The organism is Pseudovibrio sp. FO-BEG1 (assembly GCF_000236645.1).
Lineage (GTDB): Bacteria > Pseudomonadota > Alphaproteobacteria > Rhizobiales > Stappiaceae > Pseudovibrio.
The window spans coordinates 308,359-334,424 of record NC_016646.1; the positions used below are offsets into that span (position 1 = coordinate 308,359).

General features: G+C 52.1%; 19 protein-coding genes. 10 read left to right on the forward strand and 9 right to left on the reverse strand.

Going from position 1 to position 26,066, the window contains the following annotated elements:
- Window positions 1–74: 74 nt before the first annotated feature.
- The 5 genes from PSE_RS25995 (at window position 75) to PSE_RS26015 (ending at window position 8,057) form a co-directional block, all read left to right on the forward strand.
- Window positions 75–4,598, forward strand: a complete 4,524-nt coding sequence (locus tag PSE_RS25995) for a DUF5801 repeats-in-toxin domain-containing protein (protein WP_244421404.1) — start codon at window positions 75–77, stop codon at window positions 4,596–4,598.
- Window positions 4,599–4,730: 132 nt separating this feature from the next.
- Window positions 4,731–5,645, forward strand: coding sequence for an alpha/beta fold hydrolase (locus tag PSE_RS26000; RefSeq protein WP_014290385.1), 915 nt, complete (start codon window positions 4,731–4,733; stop codon window positions 5,643–5,645).
- Between the two features lie 61 nt (window positions 5,646–5,706).
- The gene (locus PSE_RS26005; RefSeq protein ID WP_041769236.1) at window positions 5,707–6,720 is read left to right on the forward strand and encodes a glutathione S-transferase N-terminal domain-containing protein; all 1,014 of its coding nucleotides are present in this window, start codon (window positions 5,707–5,709) and stop codon (window positions 6,718–6,720) included.
- A 334-nt stretch (window positions 6,721–7,054) separates the two neighbouring features.
- Window positions 7,055–7,420 (forward strand): hypothetical protein, encoded by a 366-nt coding sequence (locus PSE_RS26010; RefSeq protein ID WP_008550851.1) that lies wholly within the window; start codon window positions 7,055–7,057, stop codon window positions 7,418–7,420.
- Window positions 7,421–7,673: 253 nt separating this feature from the next.
- Entirely contained in the window at window positions 7,674–8,057 is a 384-nt protein-coding gene (locus PSE_RS26015) for a hypothetical protein (protein WP_014290387.1), read from the forward strand.
- Window positions 8,058–8,105: 48 nt separating this feature from the next.
- On the opposite strand, the gene PSE_RS26020 is transcribed toward PSE_RS26015, so the two are convergent.
- The 6 genes from PSE_RS26020 to repA all read right to left on the reverse strand — a co-directional run bounded on the left by PSE_RS26020 (window position 8,106) and on the right by repA (window position 14,584).
- Window positions 8,106–8,867 carry an isocitrate lyase/phosphoenolpyruvate mutase family protein gene (locus PSE_RS26020; RefSeq protein WP_014290388.1) on the reverse strand — a complete coding sequence of 254 codons (762 nt, stop codon included), beginning with the start codon at window positions 8,865–8,867 and terminating at the stop codon, window positions 8,106–8,108.
- On the reverse strand, window positions 8,854–9,933 hold the full coding sequence (locus PSE_RS26025; protein ID WP_014290389.1) for a bifunctional transcriptional activator/DNA repair enzyme AdaA: 1,080 nt from the start codon (window positions 9,931–9,933) through the stop codon (window positions 8,854–8,856). The genes PSE_RS26020 and PSE_RS26025 overlap by 14 nt, the downstream gene beginning before the upstream one ends.
- A 163-nt stretch (window positions 9,934–10,096) precedes the next feature.
- Window positions 10,097–10,624 carry a GNAT family N-acetyltransferase gene (locus PSE_RS26030; RefSeq protein ID WP_148266300.1) on the reverse strand — a complete coding sequence of 176 codons (528 nt, stop codon included), beginning with the start codon at window positions 10,622–10,624 and terminating at the stop codon, window positions 10,097–10,099.
- A gap of 58 nt (window positions 10,625–10,682) precedes the next feature.
- Window positions 10,683–12,050 (reverse strand): plasmid replication protein RepC, encoded by a 1,368-nt coding sequence (gene repC, locus PSE_RS26035; RefSeq protein WP_041769239.1) that lies wholly within the window; start codon window positions 12,048–12,050, stop codon window positions 10,683–10,685.
- Between the two features lie 282 nt (window positions 12,051–12,332).
- Window positions 12,333–13,379: a plasmid partitioning protein RepB gene (repB, locus tag PSE_RS26040; protein ID WP_014290392.1), complete on the reverse strand. Its 1,047-nt coding sequence runs from the start codon at window positions 13,377–13,379 to the stop codon at window positions 12,333–12,335.
- A complete protein-coding gene (gene repA, locus PSE_RS26045) occupies window positions 13,376–14,584 on the reverse strand; it encodes a plasmid partitioning protein RepA (RefSeq protein ID WP_008550990.1) in 1,209 nt (402 codons plus the stop codon). Before repA ends, repB begins: the two co-directional genes overlap by 4 nt.
- 533 nt (window positions 14,585–15,117) lie before the next feature.
- Here repA and PSE_RS26050 point away from each other — a divergent pair.
- The 3 genes from PSE_RS26050 (at window position 15,118) to PSE_RS26060 (ending at window position 17,913) form a co-directional block, all read left to right on the forward strand.
- On the forward strand, window positions 15,118–16,458 hold the full coding sequence (locus tag PSE_RS26050; protein WP_014290393.1) for a YheC/YheD family protein: 1,341 nt from the start codon (window positions 15,118–15,120) through the stop codon (window positions 16,456–16,458).
- A 181-nt stretch (window positions 16,459–16,639) separates the two neighbouring features.
- Complete coding sequence (locus tag PSE_RS26055; RefSeq protein ID WP_014290394.1) at window positions 16,640–17,416, forward strand: SDR family NAD(P)-dependent oxidoreductase; 777 nt, start codon at window positions 16,640–16,642, stop codon at window positions 17,414–17,416.
- A 20-nt stretch (window positions 17,417–17,436) separates the two neighbouring features.
- Window positions 17,437–17,913, forward strand: coding sequence for a GNAT family N-acetyltransferase (locus PSE_RS26060; RefSeq protein ID WP_014290395.1), 477 nt, complete (start codon window positions 17,437–17,439; stop codon window positions 17,911–17,913).
- On the opposite strand, the gene PSE_RS26065 is transcribed toward PSE_RS26060, so the two are convergent.
- The gene (locus PSE_RS26065) at window positions 17,906–18,688 is read right to left on the reverse strand and encodes a helix-turn-helix domain-containing protein (RefSeq protein WP_014290396.1); all 783 of its coding nucleotides are present in this window, start codon (window positions 18,686–18,688) and stop codon (window positions 17,906–17,908) included. The two genes, PSE_RS26060 and PSE_RS26065, sit on opposite strands and share 8 nt — an antisense overlap.
- A 190-nt stretch (window positions 18,689–18,878) precedes the next feature.
- Here PSE_RS26065 and PSE_RS26070 point away from each other — a divergent pair, with 190 nt between their 5' ends.
- The gene (locus PSE_RS26070; protein WP_014290397.1) at window positions 18,879–19,871 is read left to right on the forward strand and encodes a threonine dehydratase; all 993 of its coding nucleotides are present in this window, start codon (window positions 18,879–18,881) and stop codon (window positions 19,869–19,871) included.
- A 45-nt stretch (window positions 19,872–19,916) separates the two neighbouring features.
- On the opposite strand, the gene PSE_RS26075 is transcribed toward PSE_RS26070, so the two are convergent.
- Both PSE_RS26075 and PSE_RS26080 read right to left on the reverse strand, forming a co-directional pair.
- The gene (locus PSE_RS26075) at window positions 19,917–22,817 is read right to left on the reverse strand and encodes a DUF2339 domain-containing protein (RefSeq protein ID WP_041769243.1); all 2,901 of its coding nucleotides are present in this window, start codon (window positions 22,815–22,817) and stop codon (window positions 19,917–19,919) included.
- 186 nt (window positions 22,818–23,003) lie between these two features.
- Window positions 23,004–23,816: an SDR family oxidoreductase gene (locus tag PSE_RS26080; protein WP_014290399.1), complete on the reverse strand. Its 813-nt coding sequence runs from the start codon at window positions 23,814–23,816 to the stop codon at window positions 23,004–23,006.
- A 359-nt stretch (window positions 23,817–24,175) separates the two neighbouring features.
- Between PSE_RS26080 and PSE_RS26085 the strand changes: the two genes are divergently transcribed.
- Window positions 24,176–26,065: a 2-oxoacid:acceptor oxidoreductase subunit alpha gene (locus PSE_RS26085; RefSeq protein WP_041769245.1), complete on the forward strand. Its 1,890-nt coding sequence runs from the start codon at window positions 24,176–24,178 to the stop codon at window positions 26,063–26,065.
- Window position 26,066 lies beyond the last annotated feature (1 nt).

Genomic DNA, 26,066 nt, shown 5'->3' on the forward strand with positions numbered 1-26,066 from the left:
AAACGATCGGGACAGCTCAACTTGCCCGAGATGGTTCCCAGTTGCACATTCGGCAAGCTGATGGACAGATTATCGTGATTGAAGGCTTCTTTGGTGGGCCGGCCAACGAGTTCTTTATTTTGATGCCATCCGGCCCGCTCACAACACAAAGTCAGTTCTTGGCAGCAGTGCAAATCGATGCTGCGTTGGAACTTGGCAGCTTTCAGGAAGATGTCCCCTCCCCTGCCCAAAGCAGAACAAACAAACCTGCCGAAGAATCTCATCAGTCTTCGGATACGGCTAGTTTTCCAACTTTGCATCAAACACCTAGATTGGCAGAGTTAAGTTCTGCCACCAGCCACAGTCACTTTGCGGAAAACAAGAACTCCAACTTGGAAGGCGCTCCTTTTGCTCTTTCAAAAATAAGTAATCCTGAGAGTATTGCAGTTCCTCAGTTTTCTCCCGTAGACTTGTATGTTCAACCAAACTCGACAGTTTCCCGAGCAAACGATCTTCCGATACTCAAAGTAGAGGAAGCATCCCTTCGCACATCCACCGATATTTCAGTCAGCGATAGCCTCGCTATTGATTTTGGCGTGGATGGTACCAACTCCCGCGCACTGCTATTTACACTTGATGCAGCTGGACGCCCACTCGGCCGCTCAGGTGATCCGCTCGATATTACCTCCGGCGGTGCGCGGGTTCTTTTTCAGTCAGAATTTGGCCCACAAGGTCAACATATTCTGAAAGGCCTAAAAGGCGATGGTACGCTCGTTTTCAAAGTAACGTTGGATCCCACATCAACCAACGGCACCTATACTTATCAGCAGTTTACGCAGTTAGATCACCCAGTTAGCAATTCAGATCTTCTACTTAGTTTTCGATTCATTGCAAAAGATGCAGATGGAGACAGTCTGATCTCTTATCTGGATCTCCGCGTAACCGACGATCCTATGCCTTCGGAATGGAACCTAACAGCAACCGTATCTGAGGCAGGCTTAGCGGGAGGGTCAGATGGAGATCCGAACAGCGCCTCAACATCAGGCATTCTGCCTATGGGCTCACAACAAGGCCCAGTCACACTGACATGGGATGATCCTACTCCAACATCGGGCTTCAGCTTTGCTCAAGAAGGGCAAACACTTCTTATCCTACAAGGTGGGCAAATCGTTTTATCTGTATCTCTGAATGCATCGACTGGCACCTACAGTGTGACGCAACACAACACAATCATAAACGCAGGGAACGGTGACGCGGTATTCAACCTGAACTTCTCAGCGACAAACACCCAAGGCCAAAATGCAATTGGCACTCTTATCGTCACGTCGCTGGACGATACACCCAAGGCGTTCCCACTCAACCAGATCGTTTTTGATGAAAGCCAGTTGAGCGACGAAGCTGAACTGAGTTTCTCATCAGATTACCTGCCTCATAACGCTGGAGCAGATACTGCAAACATCAGTTGGCAATTGCCGGAAGATCCAGACGGTCTGCTTTACATCATCGAAGGGCAGCTGCTCAGCGTAAAACAGGGCAATACGCTGATCCTGACGGCACAGTTTACGGATGGCAAGGGAGCCTACACAGTCAAGCAACATAACCCGCTTCAACACACCAATGGGCTAGATCAGGAAGAAATCAAACTCCACTACGTGATCACCGATGGAGATGGCGACACAGACCAAGGGCACTTCAACGTTTCAATCAAAGACGATAGTCCCACTGTTGGAGCGCCGATCGAACTCACGCTGAGCGACGATGCGTTTACGCAAATAGATCAAAGCAACGCATCGGCTGAGGATAGTCTTGGTCTGACAGGTGTACTCCCAGTCTCCGCTGGTGTAGATGGAATACAGGTCTCATGGACAGAAGCTCCTCTTCCAACAGGCTTCAGCTGGGATCTTTCAGGCGACAAGATAACGCTTCTGCAAGGTACGACGGCAATTTTCAGCGCGACGCTGAATTCCGCCAGTGGAGCGTATTCTGTTACACAGCATGCTCCCCTCAATCATTCTCAGAGCGTTGACCAGTTTCAACTGCAGTACATAGCGACCGACTTTGATGGAGATGCAGCAACTGGGACACTGCAGATTTCAATCTCAGATAGCGTACCTGTCGCAAGTTCTGCGCCTGAGATTATAGGCCTTTCCGAAACAGACCTCTTTGAAGCGCGTATGAACGGAGATGCATCTATTTCCCAGTCCGGCACGCTCAACATTCAGTGGGGAGCAGATGTCGGGTCAACAAAAGCACTCTCATTCTCATCCGGCATGAGCGGCACGCCTGCCCCATTTACCGTTAATGGAGCGCAGGTCTTCTATTCCATATCAGGTATCGGAAACGAACTCGTCGCGAAGACTCAAGATGGTACGCTAGTCTTCAAAGTCACATTGGACCCAGGCAATACAGGTTCCTATACAGTCGAGTGCCTCACTCCGATTGATCATGCGGCGCTATCCGAAATGTCGATGGCGTTCGACATCATCGCCACTGACGGAGATGAAGATACTCTTCCGCTCTCATTCTCTTTCGACATTACTGATGGAAAGTCTGTCGCCATTGCTGACCAGTTCACAGGCAAGGAAGACACACCGCTCGTTTTAGATCTACTGGGAAACGACATTCTGAACAGTGAAGGTTACTCCGTTCATATCGTCTTGGCACCTGCCAAGGGTCATCTGGCACAGAACGCGGACAACACATTCAACTATACCGGACATCCCAACGCCAATGGGTCTGATAGCTTTAGCTACTATATTCAGGATGCTGACGGTGAACGCAGTGAGACCGTGACTGTCTCCATCGAGCTCAGTCCAGAGAATGATGCGCCGATCTTTTCAGGTGTCGGACAAGACACGCCTCTTCATTTGACCGTCGAAGACAATGGACCACAGGATGTCTTCACTGCGAACGCATCAGACGCTGATGGAGACAGCCTCCATTTTTTTCTCCAAGGGCCTGATGCGGCCCATTTCAATATCGACGCACAAACAGGCAAAGTCAGCTGGAAGGACGAAATCTCTTATGATGTTCCGAGAGATCAAGATGGCGACAATATCTATGACGTGACGATCATCGCCAGAGATCCATCAGGCGCAGAAGCTTCGCAGGCCTATCAGATCCAGGTCACCGAAGGGGGTGATACGCCAACCCCGCCTCCAACAGTTTACCTTCACACACGCGAAGCTGGCAGCTACCAAGTCAGTTGGGACTTCGACTCTGATAACTACACCAGCAATATCTCCGATGATATTCGGTCCGACGCGTGGAAAGAGTCTGGAGATGACGGCTTAGCTACCACCTCAAATGATGGTTCCTCCGACATTTACATTGATAACGCAACGGGCGAACTCGTTCTGACTGATCAGTCTAGCGCTTCCGCAAATGGCGACGATAATCTTGCAAGCCTCAGCAAAACTTTTGATCTAACGGGTGCGCAGTTAGCGCAGCTTTCGCTTAGCTATTCCGCTAACTTCAGTTCATCAGAGACAAGTAAACTCTTCTATATTGAAGTCATGATGGCCGATGGCTCCGTTCAGAGGATTGCAGAGATCAGCAGCACTGAAGATCATTCGCAGTCGAAAACTATAAGCTTCGACCTCAGCAACCATATCTCTTCGGCCACGACGATAAGGTTGGTTGCTCCAGGTGAACTCTCGTCTGCAGACACTCTCAGGATCAGCAATCTCACGGTCTCAGTTGAGCAACCTGATCCTCTGGAGGAACGGCACATAGATGCCAGTTACCAAATTGGTGGAGAGGACTTGGCAGTTGCCAAGTCTGCCAAGATTGACGGATTACAGGAACCATTAACTGGACTAACACTAAAACTCTTCAATGCTCAAAACGGCGATGTCCTGAACTATACAGCAATCGATGGTCTCACGGGTGAGCTGCAAGATAACAACAACGGCGTATTCACATTGAATTTCTCAGGCAACCTCAATGCTTCAAATTATCAAAACTTGATCAACTCGCTTACGTTCTCAACCAACTCAGATAGTCTTGAAGCAAGAAGTCTTTCCGTGGTCCTTCATACAGAGAGTGGTAGTTCATCACCGTCCATTTCGACAATTCATATGCTTCCCACCGTTGATGGAGAGACCGGAAGCGACAAGAACCCAGTTAATGGAAGCTCGGCAGATGACACACTGCGAGGCACTGAAGGTGACGATGCAATCAACGGATTTGAGGGCAACGATCATCTCTATGCTGGTGAAGGACAAGATACTCTGACGGGCGGCGAAGGCTCAGATATCTACTTCTTTGAGCAACTGGATGGAGCAGCAGATCATATCGCGGACTATCAAGCAAACTCACTTAACGGCACTGATCGCGATATCATTGACGTATCGAAGCTCCTTAGCGACTACGGCGAAGGTGGACTTAGTCAGTATCGCTACTTCACTGAGCAATATGTGCGCTTGGTGAAAGATCAAAATGAGCAATACGCCTTACAGGTTGATCTAGATGCGTATGATAATGACCATAGTTGGGAAACATTGACCACACTGGAGATTCAAAACGCAGATGTTCCAGGAGGTTCGGTCAGCATTGATGTATTCTCTGTAGCACCCGAATTTGAGATACCAATCGAAAACGCATTTCCTGTAACCTGATCACGCAAGCCAAGAAACTTGGCAGCTGCCAAGTCGTTTATCGCAAATAAAATTACTATTCTGCTTTGGTAGAGCTTGCTCTCGTATACGGTATGGCTAAACTTTCTCTGTTATTGCTTCAGAGGATCTTTCATGCGTTCAGATACCCCCATTCAGAAGTTCGTTTCAGCTGGAGATCATCAGATCTGTCTTCACGAGTGGGCTGGTGAAGGACCAACATTTCTGCTGCTTCACGCGACTGGATTTCATGGTCGCGTCTGGGATTACATCATCAAGCACTTTCCAGGCAGACACGTGATCGCCTGGGATATGCGCAGTCACGGAATGAGTGAGAACGCAGCTCTGCCGAAACTCTGGAACGACTTGGGAGAAGATCTTTTTGCCGTGGTCAGGGAACTCGGCTTGAAGCAAGTCTATGGGGTGGGGCACTCTTGCGGTGGTCATTTGACAATCTTGGCAGCTGCCAAGTTTCCAGAACTCTACCAAAACATTCTTTTGCTCGACCCGGTCGTCTTTCCGAAGCCACTGCTTCCGATCTTCAAAAACATCGCTGATCAAGACCACCCAGTGGCACGCCGTCGGAACCAATGGAGCAATGTTGGTGAAATGTACGAGCGGTTCAAGGATCGCAAACCCTACAACAGCTGGCTCCCCGAGATCCTGCAGGACTATTGTCAGCATGGCCTGATAGAAACAGAACAGGGCGAGGGTTACCAACTTGCGTGCCCGCCAGATGCAGAAGCTGAAGTCTACCGTACCTGTTATGGGGATCACATCTATCCATTGTTAGATTCCGTCACTGTACCAACCACAGTAGTACGCGCACGCCGCAGAAAGCCGGAGGAACCACTGCATGACTTCTCGCCATCTCCGACCTGGGAACTTCTGGCAGAGAACATGCCGAATGCAAAAGACATCTACGTTCCAGATCACACCCATTTTCTGCCAATGGAAAATCCTGATGCCGTTTTGAACATGATGGTTCAGATGGAGAGGGGAGAGGAAATCCGCTGGCAGGGTAATGGAGCAATCTTGAAAGACATGTAACCAACACGTTTGGCAGGGATCATATTGTAAAACCAAACCTGCCAAGTGAGGGGAGGGGACTATGGGAAGTTTTGAAATACACGGAGCATTGGGCTCACCGTACTCCATGAAAGTGCGAGCCGCATTCAGAGCTAAACGCATTCCACACGCATGGAAACTCTGTGCGCCGATGGGGCCAAACAGCCCGGTCAAACACGTTAAAGTTCCAGTTATCCCTGTCGTCAAGTTTCCGGATGAGACTTGGATGAACGATTCCACCCCGCTGCTGCTTCATCTGGAAACAAAGGGGGAGGGGAGGTCACTCCTGCCTGACGATCCGCTGCTCCGTTTTGCGTGTTACTTGATTGAGGACATGGCGGATGAATGGCTCGTCAAAGCGATGTTCCATTACCGCTGGTTTTATGAGGAAGATCGAAAGGTTGTACCAAGCTGGCTGTTGTATGATGCTTGTCTGGGATTGGACGAAAACACGATCAAAGCCATGGGTCAGCAATTTGGGGCTCGACAGATCAGCCGCATGCCGAAGGTAGGGTGTACTCCCGAAACGGCGCCGATCATCGAAACCTCAACCAAACGCATGCTCGCCATTCTTGAAAAGGCAGTCGTCTCCAAGCAGCACTTCCTGTTCGGCGATATAGCTTCCTTGGCAGACGTGGCAATCTTCGGTCAACTCTACCAACTCAAAGACGATCCCACTCCCTCTGCCATGTTGCAGAAAGAGTTCCCATTTGTGTTCCGATGGCTCGATCACATCGACGACGCCTCAGGCTTTGAAGGGGAGTGGGTTTCTGAACTGACACCAGCTCTCAAAGATCTTCTCAAAATGGCTGGAGATACTTACCTTCCATTCTTGTCGGCGAACGCCAGAGCCATCGATAAGGGGGAAACCACCTTTACCGCCGACTTACCGGAAGGGTTCTTCACGCAGGAGATCTTCAAGTATCAGAAAAAGTGCCTTGATCGGTTACGGGATGAGTGGACGAAACTTACACCGGCACACCGGGAAACATTGAGCGAGTATCTGATGGGCGGCACCGAGATCCTCGATTGCTCACTGGCCCAGCCCGCAACCTGATTGAAATGACTTGGCAGCAATTATTGGCAGCTGCCAAGTCCAATTCTGGGCTGCCAAATTCTCCTTAGCCCACACTCTACAACAACGCTTTTCCCCAAAACTGGCGGAAAACCTTAGGTATTTTGCATCAAACTGTATCGCAAACCGTGTTTATCCGCCCAATTTGTAACTGAGTTTGTCAGCCTCAGAGCATCACGACAGGCGATTACAAAACTCAAATTGCTTCAATTCGATCGATCTCCGATAGTCCCTTCAACGCAATCACCGCAGCCCGGCGATCATATTCCATCGCCACGCCGAGCTGACTTATTGGACGACTGAACCGGAGATCAAAATGAAAAGAATTGCTATTGCAGGCGCCGCTCTTGTTACTCTTTCAGGCGCAGCTTTCGCCGATGCTTTAACCTTTTATGACGGCAACGGCACCAAAACGATTATCCAGACAAACTCATTAACGGGTTGTGTTGCTATTTATGACTCCGGTCGCAACCCACTCCAAATCTGTCGATTGAACACTGCGCCTAAGGCCGTTGTTGTGCCAGCCCCCGCTACAACAATTGTCACACCGGCTCCAACAACCACTGTTGTTACACCTGCACCGGTCGCAGTTGCCCCCAATGCATGGGACCGTCGTCAGGACAGAGCTACCGCGCGTCGTGTCATTCGCAGAACCGAAGCTCGTCAGGATCTTTTTGACTAAGCTTCATCTTTAAGTTGCCTTGACCCCCAATGCTGGCAACTGTGCCCGCCTCCTACCCGGGGCGGGCACATCTTTATGAAAAAACTAAGCAATCTGATTGGAATATTTCCCAATATTTTTAATGGGTTAGTGAAAGTGTAACGACCTGTCACAATGCCCGGAACGAAGACGTTCTCTTACACTATTTGGTTTGCACTTACCGCTGCGTACCTTCAGAGTTTCCAAAAGCAACAGCAGAAAAACAGGAGTCCCCATGTTCAAGGCAATTGCCCTCTCCCTGTCCGTCCTCTTTGCAACGCCACTCGTTGCCTATGCTGATCCTGGTAAAGGACAGCAACGCATGGAGATGATGGCGGAAAGGCTTCAGCTAACTGATGCGCAGAAGGAAAAAGTGAGCCCTATTATGCAGCAGGCGATGGAAGAACGTCGCGCCATCCTGAAAGGGGCTGGTATTGAGCGCGGTAAGAAGCCAACCATCGCTCAACTTCGAGAAGTTCGTGGCCCAATGCAAGAATCTCGCGAGAAACTCGATCAGCAAATGGCTCAGGTCTTGAGCACGGAGCAAATGGCGACCTTCCGCGAGATGCAGCAGGAAATGCGTGACAAAATGAGAAAGAAATTCAGAGAAGGCAAATAGGCCTCACTTGAAAACAGAGTAGGGGAGCCAATGCTCCTCTTATCTAGTTTAGAGAATACTTTCAGCTTTTCGTTTCAGGTCCACCATCGCCTCGCGATAAGGACCAGGACCGAAGCTCACACGAGAAACACCCAGTTTTCCAAGTTCAGCAATCTCCGGCATACCTTTCATCATGTAGGCATTGACCGGTAGAGGTACATTTTCGCAAATTTTGGCGATCTGATCTGTGTCCGAAAGGGCTGGGATGAAAAAACCGCTGGCACCTGCTTCCGCATATCGCTTCCCGCGTTCAGTTGCTTCTTCAACCAATCCCGCATGTTTGCTCGCATCCGGTTCATTCAGGAACATATCAGTGCGGGCGTTGATGAAGAACGGGATGCCTGCCTCATCCGCAGCTTCTCGGAAAGCAGAAATCCGCGCGCATTGCTCATCAACGCTGTAAAGACCACTGCCGTTGACCTTCTGATCTTCAAAATTGACGCCAACAGCGCCTGTTTTGATGATCCGAGCCGCATTTTCCTTTACATCAGCAGGGCTATCAGCGTATGCACCTTCGAAATCGAGAGAGAAGGGAACTTCCACGCTCTCAGCAATGCGGCTTGCGATGATTTCGACCAGTGAAAGAGGGATTTTCTCGCCATCTTCATAGCCATGGGCTGCAGCAACAGAGGCACTTCCCGTTGCAACGGCCTTGGCACCTGCCTTTGCCACGGCCTGGGCAGTGCCAGCATCCCAAATGTTGTAGATGGTGATTGGCTCGCCTTTAACATGGAGAGCGGCAAATTGTTTTGCTTTGTCAGCCTGAGACATCAATAAGGCCTTTCGATCTTGCTATTTTCAGTTCCACATCAATCAATTTCTGCTTTCGCCACAAACCACCACCATACCCGGTCAAGCGTCCATCCATTCCAACAACCCTGTGGCATGGAATAACGATGGCAATCTGGTTCGCCCCATTGGCGCGAGCAACAGCGCGGGTTGAGTTCGGCTTCCCGATCTGTTTCGCCAATTGGCTGTAGCTTTTAGTGGCACCAATCGGAATGCGGCGCAGCTCGCGCCAAACATCCTTGGTAAACTCAGTGCCATGCATCACCAGCGGCACGTCGAAATCCAGACGCTTGCCTTCAAAGAACTCACCAAGTTCACTTGCGATCTGATCCGTTGGTGCCGTGCGGCCAAGGCCCAGACCTCCCTTCACTTGCTTGCGCAAACGGGAGAGTTCAGCGGGGAGGGCTTTACGGTCTGCAAACTCCAGCAAGTGCAGTGCGCGATCATCACTTACGGCGATCATTGCGCCAAGCGGAGTGTCAAACCAATCCGCTTTGAGAAGACCATTGCCCTTTAGTTCAGCCGGCTTACAGCCAAGCAATCGCGCAAAAGCCTGACGGAATGCGTCTGGAGATGAAAAGCCGGAGGCAAGCTGCGCATCAATCACCTTGCCACCATCGGAAAGTGTTTCAAATCCGTCACGCAAACGGGAGAGGCGTGCCATTTCCAGAAATGTAATTCCGTACTGACGTTTGAAGCTTCTGCGCACGGTAGATGGATCCAGTCCAAGACGAACGATGTCCGCTTCTGACCATTTATGGTGCGGTTTTGCTTCAAACTCACAGAGCAAACGTGTCACCACTTCATCATTATCCGCGGACGTTCCCACCGGATGGCAGCGCTTGCAAGGGCGAAATCCGGCTTCAAAACATTCTGCGATCGTCTCGAAGAAGCAGCAGTTCTCATACTTCGGCTTGCGAGCAGGGCAGGTGAGGCGGCAAAACACACCGGTTGAGCGCACGCCAACATAAGCCCGGCCATCATAGTCCGGATCGCGATCAAGAAGTGCCTGATAGAGCACTTTGGTATCTGGTAGTTCAAAAAGCATGATTTCTTGTAGTGTCAGGAGTCATTTTCAGCGCACGGTTTTCGGGCGTTTATTCAGGACATCTGATTTTTGGTGTCTTCCGCAATGTGTAAGGCTAATTGATAGCATTCAATTGCACAGCACCGGCAAGTAAAATTATGAGGTACCGGTCAGGCTCACTGCACTAGTCCAGTTTCAGGTTCCCGATCCGCGCTTGCATGATGTGCGCTGGCGTGTATGTGTCCGGAACCACTTCCAACTCAGAAGGACCGCAGTCAATAAAGCCAATTTTCTGGTAGAAACGCTTTGCATCTTCAGCTTCTTTCAGGACATAGATTCCGGCAACCTGATCAGGCGAGTACTCCGCCATCGCTTGCTTCATCAATTGCCGCGCCAATCCTTTGCCCTGATAGGCGCTGTCGAGATAGCAGGCCCAGATGTAAACCACTTCACCACGGACAGCACAGGCGAGAGAGCCAACAATCTTCTCGCCAATTTTTGCCAGGTGAAGCTGGCCATCCGGCCCAGGAACCACGCCGCCCAAGTCATCCGTCTCAAGCCGCGCAACCAGTCGCTTTGTCAGGTCGTCGCCCAGTTCCGTCAGATGCGCCTCAGTCCAGGCAACTGCCAGAAAATTCCGCAAGGATTGCTTGTCGCTTTCCTCAAATAGAACCACTTGGGCATTTTCAATAGCAGCTGCATTTTGAGACATATCCATTGCGTCCAGTTCTGGTTGATTGACCCTTCAGGAGCTTAGTCTGAAAGGTCGGCTAGTTTTCGGCGGCCGCTGATCCACCGGAAGCTGCAAGGCCAAACAATGTGCGATGCAGAGCCAGTTTGCCATCAACCGCACGATCGATACAGGCGCGGAAATATCCGGCCGGGCGAGCAATGCTTTCCGGATCGCGCAAGGCCTTTTCAACCGTGGTGATCAGGACCGCCGCGGCCGTATAGTCGCCAACCCTGTTTCTCGCATCAAACCAGCCTTTTTGAGAGAGGCCAATCAACAGGCGCATATCATCGGAACTGTCGATCAGACTGCTCCAACTGGAAAGATCAAGCCCCAACGCACCTTGCGTTTCCTGAGTTGCTGAGCCGAGCAAGCCAAGAGAAACCTCTGACAGGAGAGGGGAGAATTGATCACTCTCGTGAGGATCAGCATGTTCTGACCAATTCAGACTTTCAGTTTTACCTGAAGTTTGAGATATGGCACGAGTTTCGCTTTTTGGATCCTTTTCAAGAGCCATTTCAAATTCGGTGTAACCGGATTTGTGGTTATTTATGGATGCATCGTTAGATGCATGCTGCTGTTTACTTTTAATCCAAGAGTCTTGAGAGGTTGTATTATTATAAGGGGTGACATCATTGTCTTGTGTGCATGACATTTCTGATTTTTCTTCAAAAAAAACAGCACTTTCTTGCCGTTCAGCACCACCCTTTTCTGAGGTATCTTCTGTAGTTTCAAATCGCGCAACAAGAAGCTCGTGAAGCATTGTCAGTGCTTCAGCTCGTTCAACGATCCCCATCGGTTGATCCAACAGCTCATTGAAGGCACGGGCGATCTCAGAAACATCGAGTTCTTCATGAGCAGCCAGGCGAAACAGATCGGTCATCGCTCTGGAGAGACGGCTGACTGTACGCTTTGCTTCTTTTTCCTGGGCAAGGCGGGCTGCAAACTCAGCGCCAATCTGCTTCAACTCGTCCAGACGTTGCCGTGCTGGAGAAAAGTCCAGTCCATAACCACGCTCAATCTGACGGTCTTCTCCCGCGCGATAGATATAGCGGCGACCTGTTGGGCTGTCTTTGTAGGCAAGAACGCCAGCTTCCACCAATCTACGCAGGGAACGAACCACTGTGCGAGAAGAGCGGCTGACGTATTCGGCCAGTTTTTCATTAGAGATCGCGACCAGTGGGCGGCGGTCCTGCGACCAGTCCTCTGCGGCTGTCAGGCCAATCAGAATGTCGAGAATATGATAGGTGGTGCCATCAATTCCCAAGGCAGGGGCAGCCTTTTTCAAAGCCATCGCAACTTCTGATTTTGTCGTCTTTACAATGTCATTGGCCATTGCCAGCTTTTGACTGGCAACCATTGCCGGCGTCAGTTTTCTGAACGACGCCACTGAACCAACAGATTGCATAGCTACACCGTTCACCCACTAAGTCTAGTAGGTGTTCTCAAGGGTCAGGACGCAAAACATCCTCCCCAAACTGAGGATAAACGGGACAAACTGGCGATTAGCATGCAGAAAGACGCTTCAACTCCTTGCTCAAGGGTTGATTCGTACCGCGTCTCGAAGTAATTTGAAGGTGCAAAATATGGTTACATCGAGCGCTATCGTTTGTTTGTACCCAAGGAATTTCGGTCTTGTTGATTGCCGTCAGCAGGACCGTTTTTCTTTGGAAGAGACGTGATTAAACCGTCATGCATCCTCCTTCAGAACTTCTTGTTCAAACTCATCCATCAGATCCGGCAGGCGGCGCTTCAAAAACGCGGCCAGTTCAGGTTGCTTCTTCGCATCTACCTGAAAGCTTAGCGCATTTGGGCCGTCCTTCATCAGGATCTGTTTGTTGCCAATCCAGCTCTTTGCAGCTGTGGCAATGGAACCTGTGGTCGCTGCGTTTGTCTCAGCAGACTTACAGGCAGAAAGAATAGCGCTGAAACGCTCATCACTCGCAGAGAGCTCAAAGTCTGCGCTGATCATCACAGCATCTACCCGCGCCTTGAACGGTTCAGGCAGTTTGCCATTGAGGAAATGTCCCGCCAGCTCTTCCCAGCGTGGACGCCCGATCTTAGGCGCAGGCCCGATCTCGCGGACGAACTCTTCCGGCAGCGCATTCATCAGCTTTAGCAGCTTGGATACGGTGGTCGCATCCTTACCAATCGCCTTTGAAATTACAGTCTGCGGGAAGCTTTTGGCCAAACGGGAGGCAAACAAAGCGGTTTCGATGAAAGACAGGTTCTTACGCTCATGGTTTTCCTGACCCTGAGCAATCAGAAGGGCTTCATCGGAAAGCTCTTTGATGATGCCCCGAACAGGCAGACCAAGGTCTTTACAGGCACGCCAACGACGGTGACCGAAAGCGATCTGATAACGGCCCGGAGCTTCCGGATGCGGACGCACCAGAATTGGAACCTGCTGGCCGCTGGCAGAGATGGACGCCTTGAGTTTCTCAAAGTCCTCATCATTGGCCACGACCATGCGATCGGCCACGAAAGACGGGTCAAGGTCGTCCGTGCTCAACTCATGAGCAACGCTGCCGTCCTCGATCATCTGGCGCAGCTTTTCGTTCTCCTTCTCCACGTCGGAGAAGGTATTGCGCATGGACTTGATCGCGCCAGAAGACACCCGCTGCTTGGTTGTTGCCGTCATAGACGGGGCAGGGTTGGGGGATTTTGCCAGTTCAGCCGGGTCTACCCCGCCGAACATGGCCCGCATCTTCTTGGAACGATCAGTAGCCTTGTTCATGGACGACCCCATACCTGTTTGATCAGTTGGAACACTTCCGTATTTGCCGCATCAACGGACTCCAGAGCACGATTAAGGGTATCGCGGGTCATGTTTCCGCGCTCAACCTCGTAAAGGCTCTTCTTTTCAAGTCCAGCATTGGCAATTGCTGTGGTCTCCACGATGGAAGCTGCCAGCACATCCTCACCAAAAAGACCTCTCAAAAGCGCTGCAACGTTCACCTGCGGCACATCGTGCGGTGTATGGCGTGTAAGCAGGTAGCGCACGAAATCGTGGCTCAGGCTGCCGCCAGCCTCTTCAATCACCGCCAGCAGTTCAGAGGTCATGGAGAGGAACTGGTTCATGGACGATACATCCAGCATGGCCGGATGCACGGTGATGACAATACCGGTTGCCGCATAGAGCGCGCCAAGGGTGAGGTAACCCAGTTGTGGCGGCGCATCGATAAGCACAACATCATAGTCATCTTCCACCTCCTTCAGGACGGTCGCCATGCGGCGGAAGAACATGCCATCGCCGCGCGAAAGCCCCTGAGCAATTGCTTGCGGGGTTTCGTGCTCATATTCCATCAGTTCCAGGTTACCGGGGACAAGATCGAGCCCATCAAAGTACGTTTTGCGGATAACATGGCTGAGTGGAACGCGCTCTTCATCGTCATAACGGATGGCGGCATAGAGCGTCTGGTTCTCGTCAACGTCGAACTCTGGCTGGTACCCAAACATGGCAGAGAGTGATGCCTGCGGATCGAGGTCAATCGCGAGCACGCGCAGGCCCTGAAGCGCTAAATAGTGCGCTAAATGGACGGTTGTCGTGGTCTTTGCAGAGCCGCCTTTGAAGTTCGCAACCGCCAGAACCTGCATCTTCTCACCATGACGGCGGCGCGGGTCCAGACGAAGCGCATCAGCAGGGCGTTTTTCTGCCAGATAGCGACGTAATTCGTTGATCTGCGGAAGGGTATAAATGCGTCTGCCGTTTTCCAGCCTTTCGGGGATAACTGCTTCGCCATTGAGGGAAAGCTGACGCAAACTGGATTCGGCAACACCGAGCAGCCCCGCAACCTCGCGCGAAGAGAACGTCTTCAGCTTCTTTTGAGCCTCAGGCGGATACATCTTCTCCCTTAAGGATTGCAGTTGCCGTGACAACAAGTCAGAATGGCGTGCAATCTTCTCAGCAGAAGTCTCATCATGTTCAGCAGCGAGCAGCATATTGCCTCTTACCCTTTATGACGGTTTTGAAGTGCAGAGCGATAATAATCCGTCACAGCGCATCCTTCTCCGATTCAAAGGACGCGTCAATCTCTTTATAGTTAACGCTCATTAACCAATATTAAGAGTCTGTTAACGAACTTTTAGCGGCGGCTTTCTGATTGTGACGCGAAATTACTATATATTGCGTAAGAGCCGGTTTTTGCAGCAATATTTCCATAATGCAGCAAAACAATCTTATTAAGAAACGTCATTTTTGCCAAGCCAACAAAAGAACTTAGACATGACGGTTTTTGTGCAAAAATCGACGAAATACCGATTTGACAGAAGCAAGCAACGTCACCTGAGCCGTTCCAAACGTGAATCAGTCATAGATTCGCACTGAGTCGCAACCCCACCTAACACACGCAAAAACCTAAACCATTAGAGCTTTCCCAAGTTCCGCAAGGCTTTGGCGAGAACCTGTCTTGTACAGTCCCACCGAACCGGTTTTGTCACTCTGTCCTGGCTACTAGTTGATCTTTGGGGGGCCTGTGGTTTTCGCTGTCAAACTCCATCTCTTCCGCGTGTCCAACTCAAACAATGAAGTGGTGTTTTCTAAAGGCGCTCTTCAAAAACTTGGTGCCGCTCCCGGCGAGCATCTTTCCTTTAAGATCGGCGCCTGCCACCGCTTTTCCGCAAAAGCCGCTGTCTCCACTGACCGCCGGGCAGCACTGGGGTTGCCATCAGATGTGTTTGACGAACTTGGTCTTGCCCTCATCGATGGCCTGCATGTGAAGCGGGAAGGGGACACCATCCATATTGGCCCGACCATCGGTATCATGGGGGCCGGTAAGTTTGATCCGGAGCGGCGCCACCAGCAAGACATGCTGAACTACGCCCAGACACAGGGCTACATCGCCTTTCTGTTTTCGCCTGAAGACTACAACTGGGCCACCAACACAATCACCGGTGAGACCATGCCCGGCCATCGTCAGCCCGGATTGCCACTGCCAACGGCTATCTATAACCGCATCCATACCCGCGATGAGGAACACAAGCTGCGCGTCGAAGCCATCAAGAACCGAATGCGGGCGCTTGGCTCCCACATCTACAATCCCGGCTTTTTCGATAAGTGGGAGGTGCATGAGCATCTGATGCATGGCCAAAAGCTGCGCAAGTATCTGCCAGAGACGCATCGTGCACCCACGCCAGCGCTGCTCAAAAAGATCCTTGGCCGCCATCACTCTGCTTATCTGAAGCCAGTCGATGGACGCGGTGGCAAGATGTTGATGCGACTGACCAAACGAGAAAAGGGCTACCGCCTTCAATGGCTGACGGACCTGTCCTGTCCTCATGCAAACTTCGTCCAGCTGGAAGATGCATTTGAGTTCGCTTTCTGCCACACCTCGCTGGATCAGTATCTGGTTCAGCAAAGCCTCGACTTTTCGTCATTTGATGGACGCTCCGTAGATTGCCGCGTGCAGATGCACAAGGACATCAGCGGCACATGGCGGTGTTTGATGATCGGCCCGCGGGTCTGTGCGCACGGCTGCATTTCCTCTCACTTCAGTCAAGGAGCTGACATTGTCGGGACCGACGACTACTTCATCAATGCCTTTGGCAAGAAGGCTGATACGGTAAAGGCAGCCGTCGAGGAATGCGGCTTTGCGATTGCCCACCGGATGGACGAGTACCACACATCCCCCATTGGTGAGTTGGGACTGGATGTTGGCATCGATAAATCCGGCCATCCAAAGCTTCTGGAAATCAACGCCAAACCGGGCCGCATGATCTTCCTAGATCCCCGCCACGCAGAAGCACGTGTCTCCACGCTGGAAGCCAGCATTGATTACGGTGCTTTCCTTTCCGGTTTTGGAGAAGATCCTGAATGAGCCGCGGCGAAACATATAGATGTCGGGAAGCTCTTAGCGCTCCGGTTACTTTGTTTATTGTTTGGCCTGTCAGCTTCGCCTCTGTTGAGCAAAAACATACGGCATCCGGTCTAGAACAACTCTTTGAGCACCAACGCGAGCAAGATCACTCGAGAGATTTCAGTCGCATCTGGAGGTCACCGTGGCGCGGAAATTGAATGAATCCTCAGCAGTCATTGTCGGAGGCACTTCTGGTATCGGTTTTGCCACAGCCAAATCTCTTCTCAGATCAGGTCTTCAAAAGCTCACCATCTGCGCCCGTGATGTCACCAAGGGGCGCAATGCCTTGAGCAAGCTGGCTGCCGAGTTTCCTGGCGCTTACCTGCATTTTGTGCAGTGTGATGCATCCGATCCAGCCCGCACCGAAACTGCAATTACCCATGCAGAATTGGCCATGGGGCGAATCGATGTGCTGGTCAGCACCGGTGGTGGAGGCATCATCCCCAAGCCATTGCAGGAAGTGAAAGTGCATGAGTTGATGCCCACAATCACCTCCTTGATGAACAGTATCCTACACCCGATCCACGCTGTTTATCCGGTTATGGCAAAACAGCGCTGCGGAGCAATTATTTGTTTAACCTCGGATGTTTCCATAATCCCGACCTACGGCAGCACCATTGTGGGGGCGGGTATGGCCGGTATTTCCATGTTCTGCCGTTCCCTAGCGGTAGAAGCCAAACAGCATTGCATCCGGGTCAATTGTGTCAGTCCCAGTGTTGTACGTGGAACCCCTCTTTATGATAAGCTTGAGAGAGATCCTTTTGCTGCCACCCTCATTTCAAAAGTCGAGCAAAATGCCCATTTAGGCGTGATCATGCCCGACGAAGTAGCCGAAGCGATCTGTTTTCTCGCCGGTCCGGGCTCCGCTAAAATAACAGGACAAGTCATTAGCGTTTCCGGAGGAGGCACACCGATTTAATTTTACAGGTCACCGGTCCAATGGACAGTTTAGAGCGTACTTTTACCCTTTCTGAAATGAGCAAGACTCCCGCTTTCATTCCAACCATCGCCCATCGCATCTGGCAGGCGTGGTGGCAGGATAAAGGAGTTTTGCAAAACGAAATTGAAACCAAACTCCGCGCAGCTCTTTGTCCTGAAGCTGTGCCCACCGCCTACGTGGCCCATCGCGGCGACACCTATCTGGGCAGTGCACTCCTGATCGAAAGCGATTTTGCCGCGCGCCCGCATCTCACCCCTTGGGTCGCTGCCGTCTGGACCGAAGAAGTTCACCGCCGTGAAGGCATTGGTACTGCTCTGGTCAAACGCATGGCACAACTGGCGTTCGAGAGCGGGTTCTCACGGGCCTATCTGTGCGCGTCAGACGATAACACGCCCTTTTACGAGAAGATGGGATGGAAAGTTCTGGAGTACCACGTCAAGCAGTTGAACGTGCTGGCACTGGACAAACCTAACTGATCATCAGCTGGCTGGGTGTTACCCCAAGACGTTTCTTGAAAGTAGAGCTCATATGCGCGTGGGAGGAAAACCCGCAGGCATAAGCCACATCGCTGAGATTTTTCTGCGACTTGGCCAGAAGCCTGCGCGCCCGCGCCACGCGCCGCTCCACTACATAGTCATGGGGCGTTTTGCCCGTTGCCGCTTTGAAAGCGCGATTGAAGAAGCCAGATGATAGATCTACGCAGCTTGCCAGATCTGAAATGGAAATCTGCTCAGAAAGCTGGGCTTCAACCAGCTCTTCAACGCGTTTAAGGCGCGCTTCAGTCATAGAGGCGGAAACGAGAGGCTCATACAACGAGCCTGCTTGCACTTGATCCACCACATCCAGCAGAGCAAAAAGCTGCGTTTCAAGTTCCAGCGCGTCAGAATGCTCACCAGCCAGCAACGCCTTGCGCAACTCATAGGCTGCTGCGATTGCTTCTCTTGAGATGGCGTGATTGAATCGTAAGGCATTTTCATCCGTGCGAAGATGCTCTTCAGGAACCGTGAATGTCAGATACTCACCACCCCGTTCGCTTTCCGAGGTCACCGCACAGCCCTCAGGTACAAAGGCGAGGCTGTTGGGACGGGTCCAGAAATCAACCCGGCGGTCGCTGTTGAACGAATGAACCCCGCGCTGGCTTTCAAACGCAAACCCGACAGAGGCCTGAGCGGCAGTATAAGACACAGCATAGGCATTGCTCGGCAACAGCTGCACCTTCCACTTGCTGATAATGTCCCGCCTTAAACTCATAGTCTCATGTATTTCAATAGGTTCTCACCATCTGCCTCACACGCAGACGCCCTTATCTATAAGCTGAACTGTAGAAGTATGACAAGGTGACATCCGTAGAAGGATGTTTAGGTCAGTATTTTGAAAGCCAGCGGATCTGGCTGGCTCTACCATCACGGCAAAGCATTTTGGTTTGTCATGAGGATTTTGAATGCCGTTGTTTTCTTTGCAAGATCTGGAAGCTGCTCGCACCACCGTTCGTCAGTTTGTCCCCGAAACACCTGTTTACGCCTGGCCTCTGCTCAAGGAGCGGACCGGCGTTGATATCTATGTGAAGCATGAGAACCATACGCCGACCGGCTCGTTCAAAGCGCGTGGTGGGTTCACCTATGTTGATGCGCTGATGAAGTCTGGCGAAAAGCCGAATGGCTTGGTCACAGCCACCCGCGGCAACCACGGCCAGTCCGTTGCGCTTGGAGCCACCCGCAATGGCATTCCCTCATACATCGTCGTGCCTGAAGGCAACTCGCAGGAAAAGAACGCGGCCATGCGTGCCTTTGGAGCCAACGTGATCATCGCAGGCAAGGATTTTGACGAGAGCCGCGTGGTTGCTCAGCAGCTGAAGGATGAGCATGGCTATCACATGGTACCGCCATTCCATGAGAACCTGGTCAAAGGCGTTTCCACCTATGCGCTGGAGCTCTATCGCGCCATTGCGGATCTGGATGTGGTTTACGTTCCTATCGGCATGGGCTCCGGCATTTGCAGTCTGATCACAGTTCGCGATTTGCTGGGACTGAAGACGAAGATTATCGGCGTGACCGCTCAAAACGCCAATGCCTTTGCTTTGTCTTTTGCCGCAGGAAAGGCAGTGCCGACAGAAACAGCCAACACCTTCGCCGACGGCATGGCCTGCCGTGATCCGCAAGCACAGCCGCTAGAGATTATCTTGAAGGGGGCAGAGGATGTGGTTAGCGTCAGTGAAGCCCAGATCGCAGAAGCGATGATGGCCTATTACAAAGACACCCATAACCTCGCTGAAGGGGCGGGCGCTGCACCACTGGCAGCCCTGATGGCCAACCGCACCAACCTGCAAGGCAAACGCGTCGCCACCATCCTCACCGGCGGCAACATCGACCTTACCACCTTCCTGAGTGTGATGAACACTCACACGCAGGAAACCGGCGAACTGGCATCAGCCTGATAAGACAACAAGGAGAGGGGACAACCCTCTCCAACATTGCTGAGTTTAAGCCTGATCCTGTTGAGGCTTGAGCTCAGGTTCTTCCCTTGTGTCAGACGTATCAAACGATAAGAACCGCTTGTTCGCCCAAGCAATGCCAACCAGCGTCAATCCAAGGCCGATGAATGAGGTTGCTCGAGCGAGACCATAAAGGCCTGACATATCGATGAAGAACACCTTGAGGCACGTAATGATAATAAAGGCGAGCCCAAGTTGACCGACACGTTTGCGCTGTTTAACAGAGGCAAACGCAATCAGCCCGACCGAGAAGATCAGCATCGCAACGGTGTAGCTGTAAAGCTCTTCAAGAACGACCCCTGACCCAGTCAGAACCGGGCCTTGCCAGAAGGCACGGATTTCCAGTCCCACGTACATGATCAGCAGAATCCCAGCCAAGCTTCGGGTCACGTTATGTAGCTTCGGCTCAGATATCCAAAAGCGTTCTGTGGCAAGCAGCAATGCAAGGGCTGGGTAGAGATAGGCGATGGAAAGGCTATCAATCGGGAAATAGCCAAAGACATAGTCCTGCCTCAAAGGATTTGAGATGATAACAACGATGCAGTTGAGAACAGCCAGCGCCCAGTACCCCTGAAACAAACCTGCTCTGAGGTTCGCAAAGCTGTTTGCCACACTCATGCGCTTGAGTTGAACGGAGAATTGTATTGCAAACACGAGCGCGTAGGAGCCGTGCATCACATAGGCCGGCATATCACCCTGATCACGATAGAACACCTGCAACAACGCGCAAAACGCTAGGGATAATGCAGCCCAAACGGTCGTCTCAAAGACAACCGCTTCACTTGCATCACCGCGTTGTTTTCCGCGCCACCAGCCAATACCTGCCAGTACAAGAACAGGTAGGAACAGCACTGCAATTTCTCCATACCCGGCATCAACGAACCCATCGATGTAACGCTTCGTTGTAAAGTAGATGACACCGCTCAGGTACACATAGAAGGCTTTGCGCGCCAGCTTGAGCGAGAAGAGGTCTGCTAACTCAAGCACCGCGACTGCGCCTACCATCAAAGCAATTGGAAGAGTGACGTCTCCAAAGAAGAAGTAGGCAAATGGCAAGAACAAGAGGAAGGCGACACCTGCACTTCCCTCAGTTCCCAACTCGAACTTCCACGCAGATTTCCGGAAGTAAACAGTCACACAGACCGACAGGACTAATGCCAGCAAATACCCAAAGGCACCTGTTGTGCTTTGTAGCTCTGGCGCACTAAGAACCGTATAGACAAAGTAGATTAGCGCACCAACACCCGGCAGGGCGACAGCTCCCCAATTCCAGAACCATGCCCGCGTTGACGCTTGGCTGCGCAACAAACTTCCGCCTGTTACCGTACTAATAGTCACCACCAACACTGCCAGATGATAGGAAACATTGCCCGGTTCGCTCACCCAATGCGGCGTGTCCGGCAGCCACATGACCAGTGCGAATGCCGCCAAAAGCGCAGGTCCAACCAGATCCAGCACTTCAGCTTTGCTCAAGAAGAATACATGCGCCACAAGAAGCCCGGCAAACATCAACAATGTCGGCTCAACCAGAGCCAAATCTTCACCGGCAAAGAAGAGCCCGAAGAGGATTACAAGGCCAGTCACTACGTAGCTGAGAAGAGCTGGATAGGTTTTCTTGTAGTCCAAGAATTCCTTATCCAACGGCCAGCAAGCAAGGGAAGACTTTGGCGGGAAGCCGAAGGCAGGCACTGTTACGGTCAGAGCAAGGATGGTGGCCAGCATAACAGGAGATAGCAAATGCTCGCCCATAGAGACTTGCAGGACAAAAACCCAGAAGAAGGCAGAGAGGACGCTAAGAGACGACAGCCAGATCCAACGCTGCAAACGCTCAACCGTATAACTCACCCCGAGTACCATGGCGAAATAGAGATAAAGCAGCGGCGATGGGTCAGTCCCGCCAACCAGAAGAGGCGAATAGTAAGCCCCCAGAATGCCGATGGTTGCTAGAACAGGCCCATAAAGCAGGCCGCCACCAATGGCGATCCAGGATACAATTGCCAAACCGATGAAGGTCGTGGTTGGTCCAATCAGTCCATACAGTGAGTAAGCGCCAATCGTCGCCCCAAACAAGGATGCAAGGCCACCACTGGCAGCCGCAACAAGCGGCCCAAACGGATCAACGCTTTTATCTTTCTGGCGAAGACGGAAAAACTCTGCACCTGCAATGAGCAACACACCAAACGCCAGCGCACAACTGATACGCATAGCAGGTGATAGAACCCCATTTTCAATCCCATACTGAACAAAGAAAATGCCACCGAACGCCAGAGACAGGGCGCCTAACCAGACAACCCAGTTCTTACGGAAATTGTCATAGACACTGCGAGCAATGCCCGAAACCCACTCTTCAATTGGAGTAGGTTCCGGTGGCCTTGGTGAGAAACTAGGCTTTTCAGAGGATGTTTTCGGCTTACTTTCTCGCGTTTCCAGCTCAACATTTTTCTTCGCGAGTTGACCGGTTTCTGCAGGCTGGGCTTTCTCTTCAGGTTCTTCATTAGGGGCCGCTGCCGCCCATTCACTAGCTAATTCGGCCCGCTTTTCAGCATCAAGCTTATCATCATCTGTTGCTTCTTTTTTGAAGGCAATCGTATCTGGAGTAATCGACCTAACAGGCTTGGCTTCTGGTTTTGGCGTTTCCTGAGGTTTGCTCTGCGGCGCTGCCTCCGTTGAAGGGGCTTGCGTACTTGCCGCATTCTCCTGCATTGCAGGTTGGGGCGGGTATTCCGGCTTAGCGCTGGTTTGTGCCTGCAGCTGCTCCATGCTTTTGTGGAGCTCTTTCATCTGCGTGTTCAGAAAGGTGAGCTTGACCGTGATATCTGACAGGCGGTTATAAAACGCAAAGGCGACGGCCAGAAAAATGCCAGTAACGACAATAACAATGAGTTCCATGGAAACCTGAGGAAGCAAGTAATAAAGAAAAGCAGTGAAGCAAACCTACACCCATTGCCCGTTAAGAGCCACGACTATCTTTCGCGTGGCTGACCTGCTGATCCTCAAGAACTTCATCAAAAAAAGCAGAAGATGTATCTCCATCTCCTGCCTTCCGATCTCATTGAACTTAGAACTTTGTTGTGCCTACAGCCCCAGCTGCTCCTTCAAGCCGTTTATGAAGGTGGCGTCGTCTAGGGCTTTGCGGTTATCGAGGAACTGGACGGCGTCGGGGCCGGCGCGGTAGCGCAGGGTGTCGGTGCCATCGGTGACGGCGGTGTAGATGACTTCTGCGACCACGATCGGGTCAGAGGACGGCATGTCGCCGCTCATTGCACCGAAAAAGGCCTGCACTACGCCCTGGTATTCCGTCAGGCTTTCATCATTAGTGAAGTCGAAGGAACGGCCCGCGAAGTCGGTCCGGATCATGCCCGGCTCTACGATCTTCATTTTGATACCAGCAGCTTCCAGCTCGTAGTGCAGCGCTTCAGAGATCCCTTCAACAGCGAACTTGGTGCCGTGGTAGAGCGCGCCGAGTGGGAAGGTCATCTGACCGCCGATGGACGAGATGTTGACGATGGTGCCGGACTTATTGGCGCGCAGGTGTGGCAGAACGCCTTTGGTCACTGCGATCAGGCCAATCACGTTGGTTTCAAACTGACGGCGGATCTTGTCCATGGAAAACGCTTCCAGTGGGCCATAGGCACCATACCCGGCATTGTTGAGCAGCACGTCAATCTTGCCGAAGCGCGCGATACCCTCTGCAACAGCAGCTTCAATGGACGCTTCATCGGTCACATCCAGACGGGTGACGAGAGTGTTGTCGAGTTTGGTCAGCTCTTCTTCTTTTTCCGGCTGGCGCATTGTGGCTATGATGTTCCAGCCTTTGTCGTGGAAGTACTTTGCCGTGGATTTGCCGATACCGGAGGATGCGCCAGTGATAAGGATTGTGTTGGACATGAGAAACTCCTGAAACCCTGTGTGAAGCCTCTTTGCCTAAGACTTCATTTGTTGTTCTTGGTCCCTTTCAAATTAGGGACCGGCCAGGAGTTACACAAAGCCATATCGCGCCAAATGACTCGCAAATGGCGCCAATTTTTAGTCTTCCTCCTTGCTGCACTTGGTACAGTTACAGAGGGCTGTTCGACCAATTACTGGCGGGCTGCGTTAACGGGTCGCAACTGCATTCCTGCTATTACAGGCTACAAAAAGCCACAGAGAAGTGGGTATTCTGGCTCAGCTGATTGGCAAAGTCCCGAAGGACAACAAGAACAATAAAGATTCCTGCCGCCGCAGCTGCCAGTATTTTGGAGCTGATTATGCAAAACGGACTGGAACACAGCACTGCAATGCACGAGCTTCCCGTCTCCCAGCAGCCGGAGGTCGACTATGTGCGCGTCCGCTTTGCAGGAGACTCGGGCGACGGCATTCAGATGACGGGCACGCGGCTGGCCGAAAGCGCTGCCAGATTTGGCAATGACATTGCAACCTTTCCTGATTTTCCAGCAGACATCCGCGCCCCAAGCGGCACGATCTATGGCGTTTCAGCTTACTCCCTCAACATCGGCCACACGGAAGTTGATACCTTCGGCGATGAGACCGATGCCCTTGTGGCGCTGAACCCGGCTGCCCTGCGCAAATATCTGGAAGGCGTGAAGCAGAACGGCCTGCTCATCATCGATATGGATGCGTTCACCGAGCGGGCCATTGCCAAGGCTGGTTTTTCCGGCAACCCGCTAGAAGATGGCTCTCTCACCAGCTTCCGCGTACTGCCGCTGGAGATTACCAGCAATACAGAAAAGGCCCTGAAGGAAACCGGGCTTTCTGCCAAGGACGCCCGCCGCTGTAAGAACATGTGGACCCTTGGTCTCGTGCTTTGGCTGTTTGAACGCTCCACGGCAGACGTTGAGCATTGGATTGAGCAGAAGTTCCACAAAAAGCCTGAGGTGGCCAAAGCGAACATCATGGCGCTGCAGGCGGGCCACCTTTACGGCGAGGTTGCTGATCTGCCGCCGGATGTCTCTCGCTACCGCATTCAGCCAGCACCGCTGATGGAAGGGGAGTACCGCTCCATCAATGGCAACGAGGGCATGGCCTATGGTCTTTATGCCGGTGCCACCCTAGCCAATCTTGAGCTGTTTTATGGCTCCTATCCAATCACCCCAGCGTCCCCATTGCTGCACACCGTGGCAAAACTGAAAGAGCTGGGTGCGATCTCGTTTCAGGCAGAAGACGAGATTGCCGCCATCTGCGCCGCTATCGGTGCGTCTTATGCCGGTCATCTGGGTGTGACCGGATCTTCCGGTCCCGGCATCGCGCTGAAAACCGAGGCGATCGGTCTTGCCATTATGACTGAGCTGCCATTGGTGATCGTGAATGTGCAACGCGGCGGGCCTTCCACCGGTCTGCCAACCAAGACGGAACAATCCGATCTGTTTCAGGCCATCTGGGGCCGCAACGGTGATGCACCGCTGCCCGTTATTGCGCCCGCCCATCCGGGGGAGTGTTTTGACATGGGCGTGGAAGCAGCCAAGCTTGCCACCAAACATATGACCCCACTTATGGTGCTGACTGATGGCTACATCGCCAACGCCAGTGCCCCGTGGAAACTGCCGGACTTCAGCGATCCGGCCTATGAACCGTTCCCCGTTGAGCAGGTTAAGGACCCGAACGGGTTCCTGCCGTATGACCATGACCCAGAAACCATGGCCCGCCCATGGGCGGTGCCTGGCACGGCTGAGCTGATGCACCGCATTGGCGGGCTGGAGAAGCAGGCAGGCAGTGGTAACATCTCTTATGACGGTGAGAACCACCAGCTCATGACCCAGATCCGCGCGCAGAAGCTGGATGCGATTGCCAAGAGTATTCCGCCGCAGCATGTGGAATCCGGTAAGACCACCGGCAAGCTGGCTTTGCTGGGGTGGGGCTCCAGCTGGGGTCCAATCCGCGTGGCGGCCCGCCGTGCAGAGCTGGAAGGCAAATCTGTTTCCCATATTCACCTGCGCCATCTCTGGCCGCTTCCGCCTAATCTGGAAGAGCTGCTTTCCGGCTTTGATCGGGTGATCATTCCGGAAATGAACAATGGGCAGCTGGCAACGGTGCTGCGCAGCCAGATGGATATTCCGGTTGAAAGCGTTTCCTGCGTGAAGGGACGTCCGTTCCTCGTTCGCGAAATTGCAAAAATCATCGACGACGCGCTGGGAGCTTAAT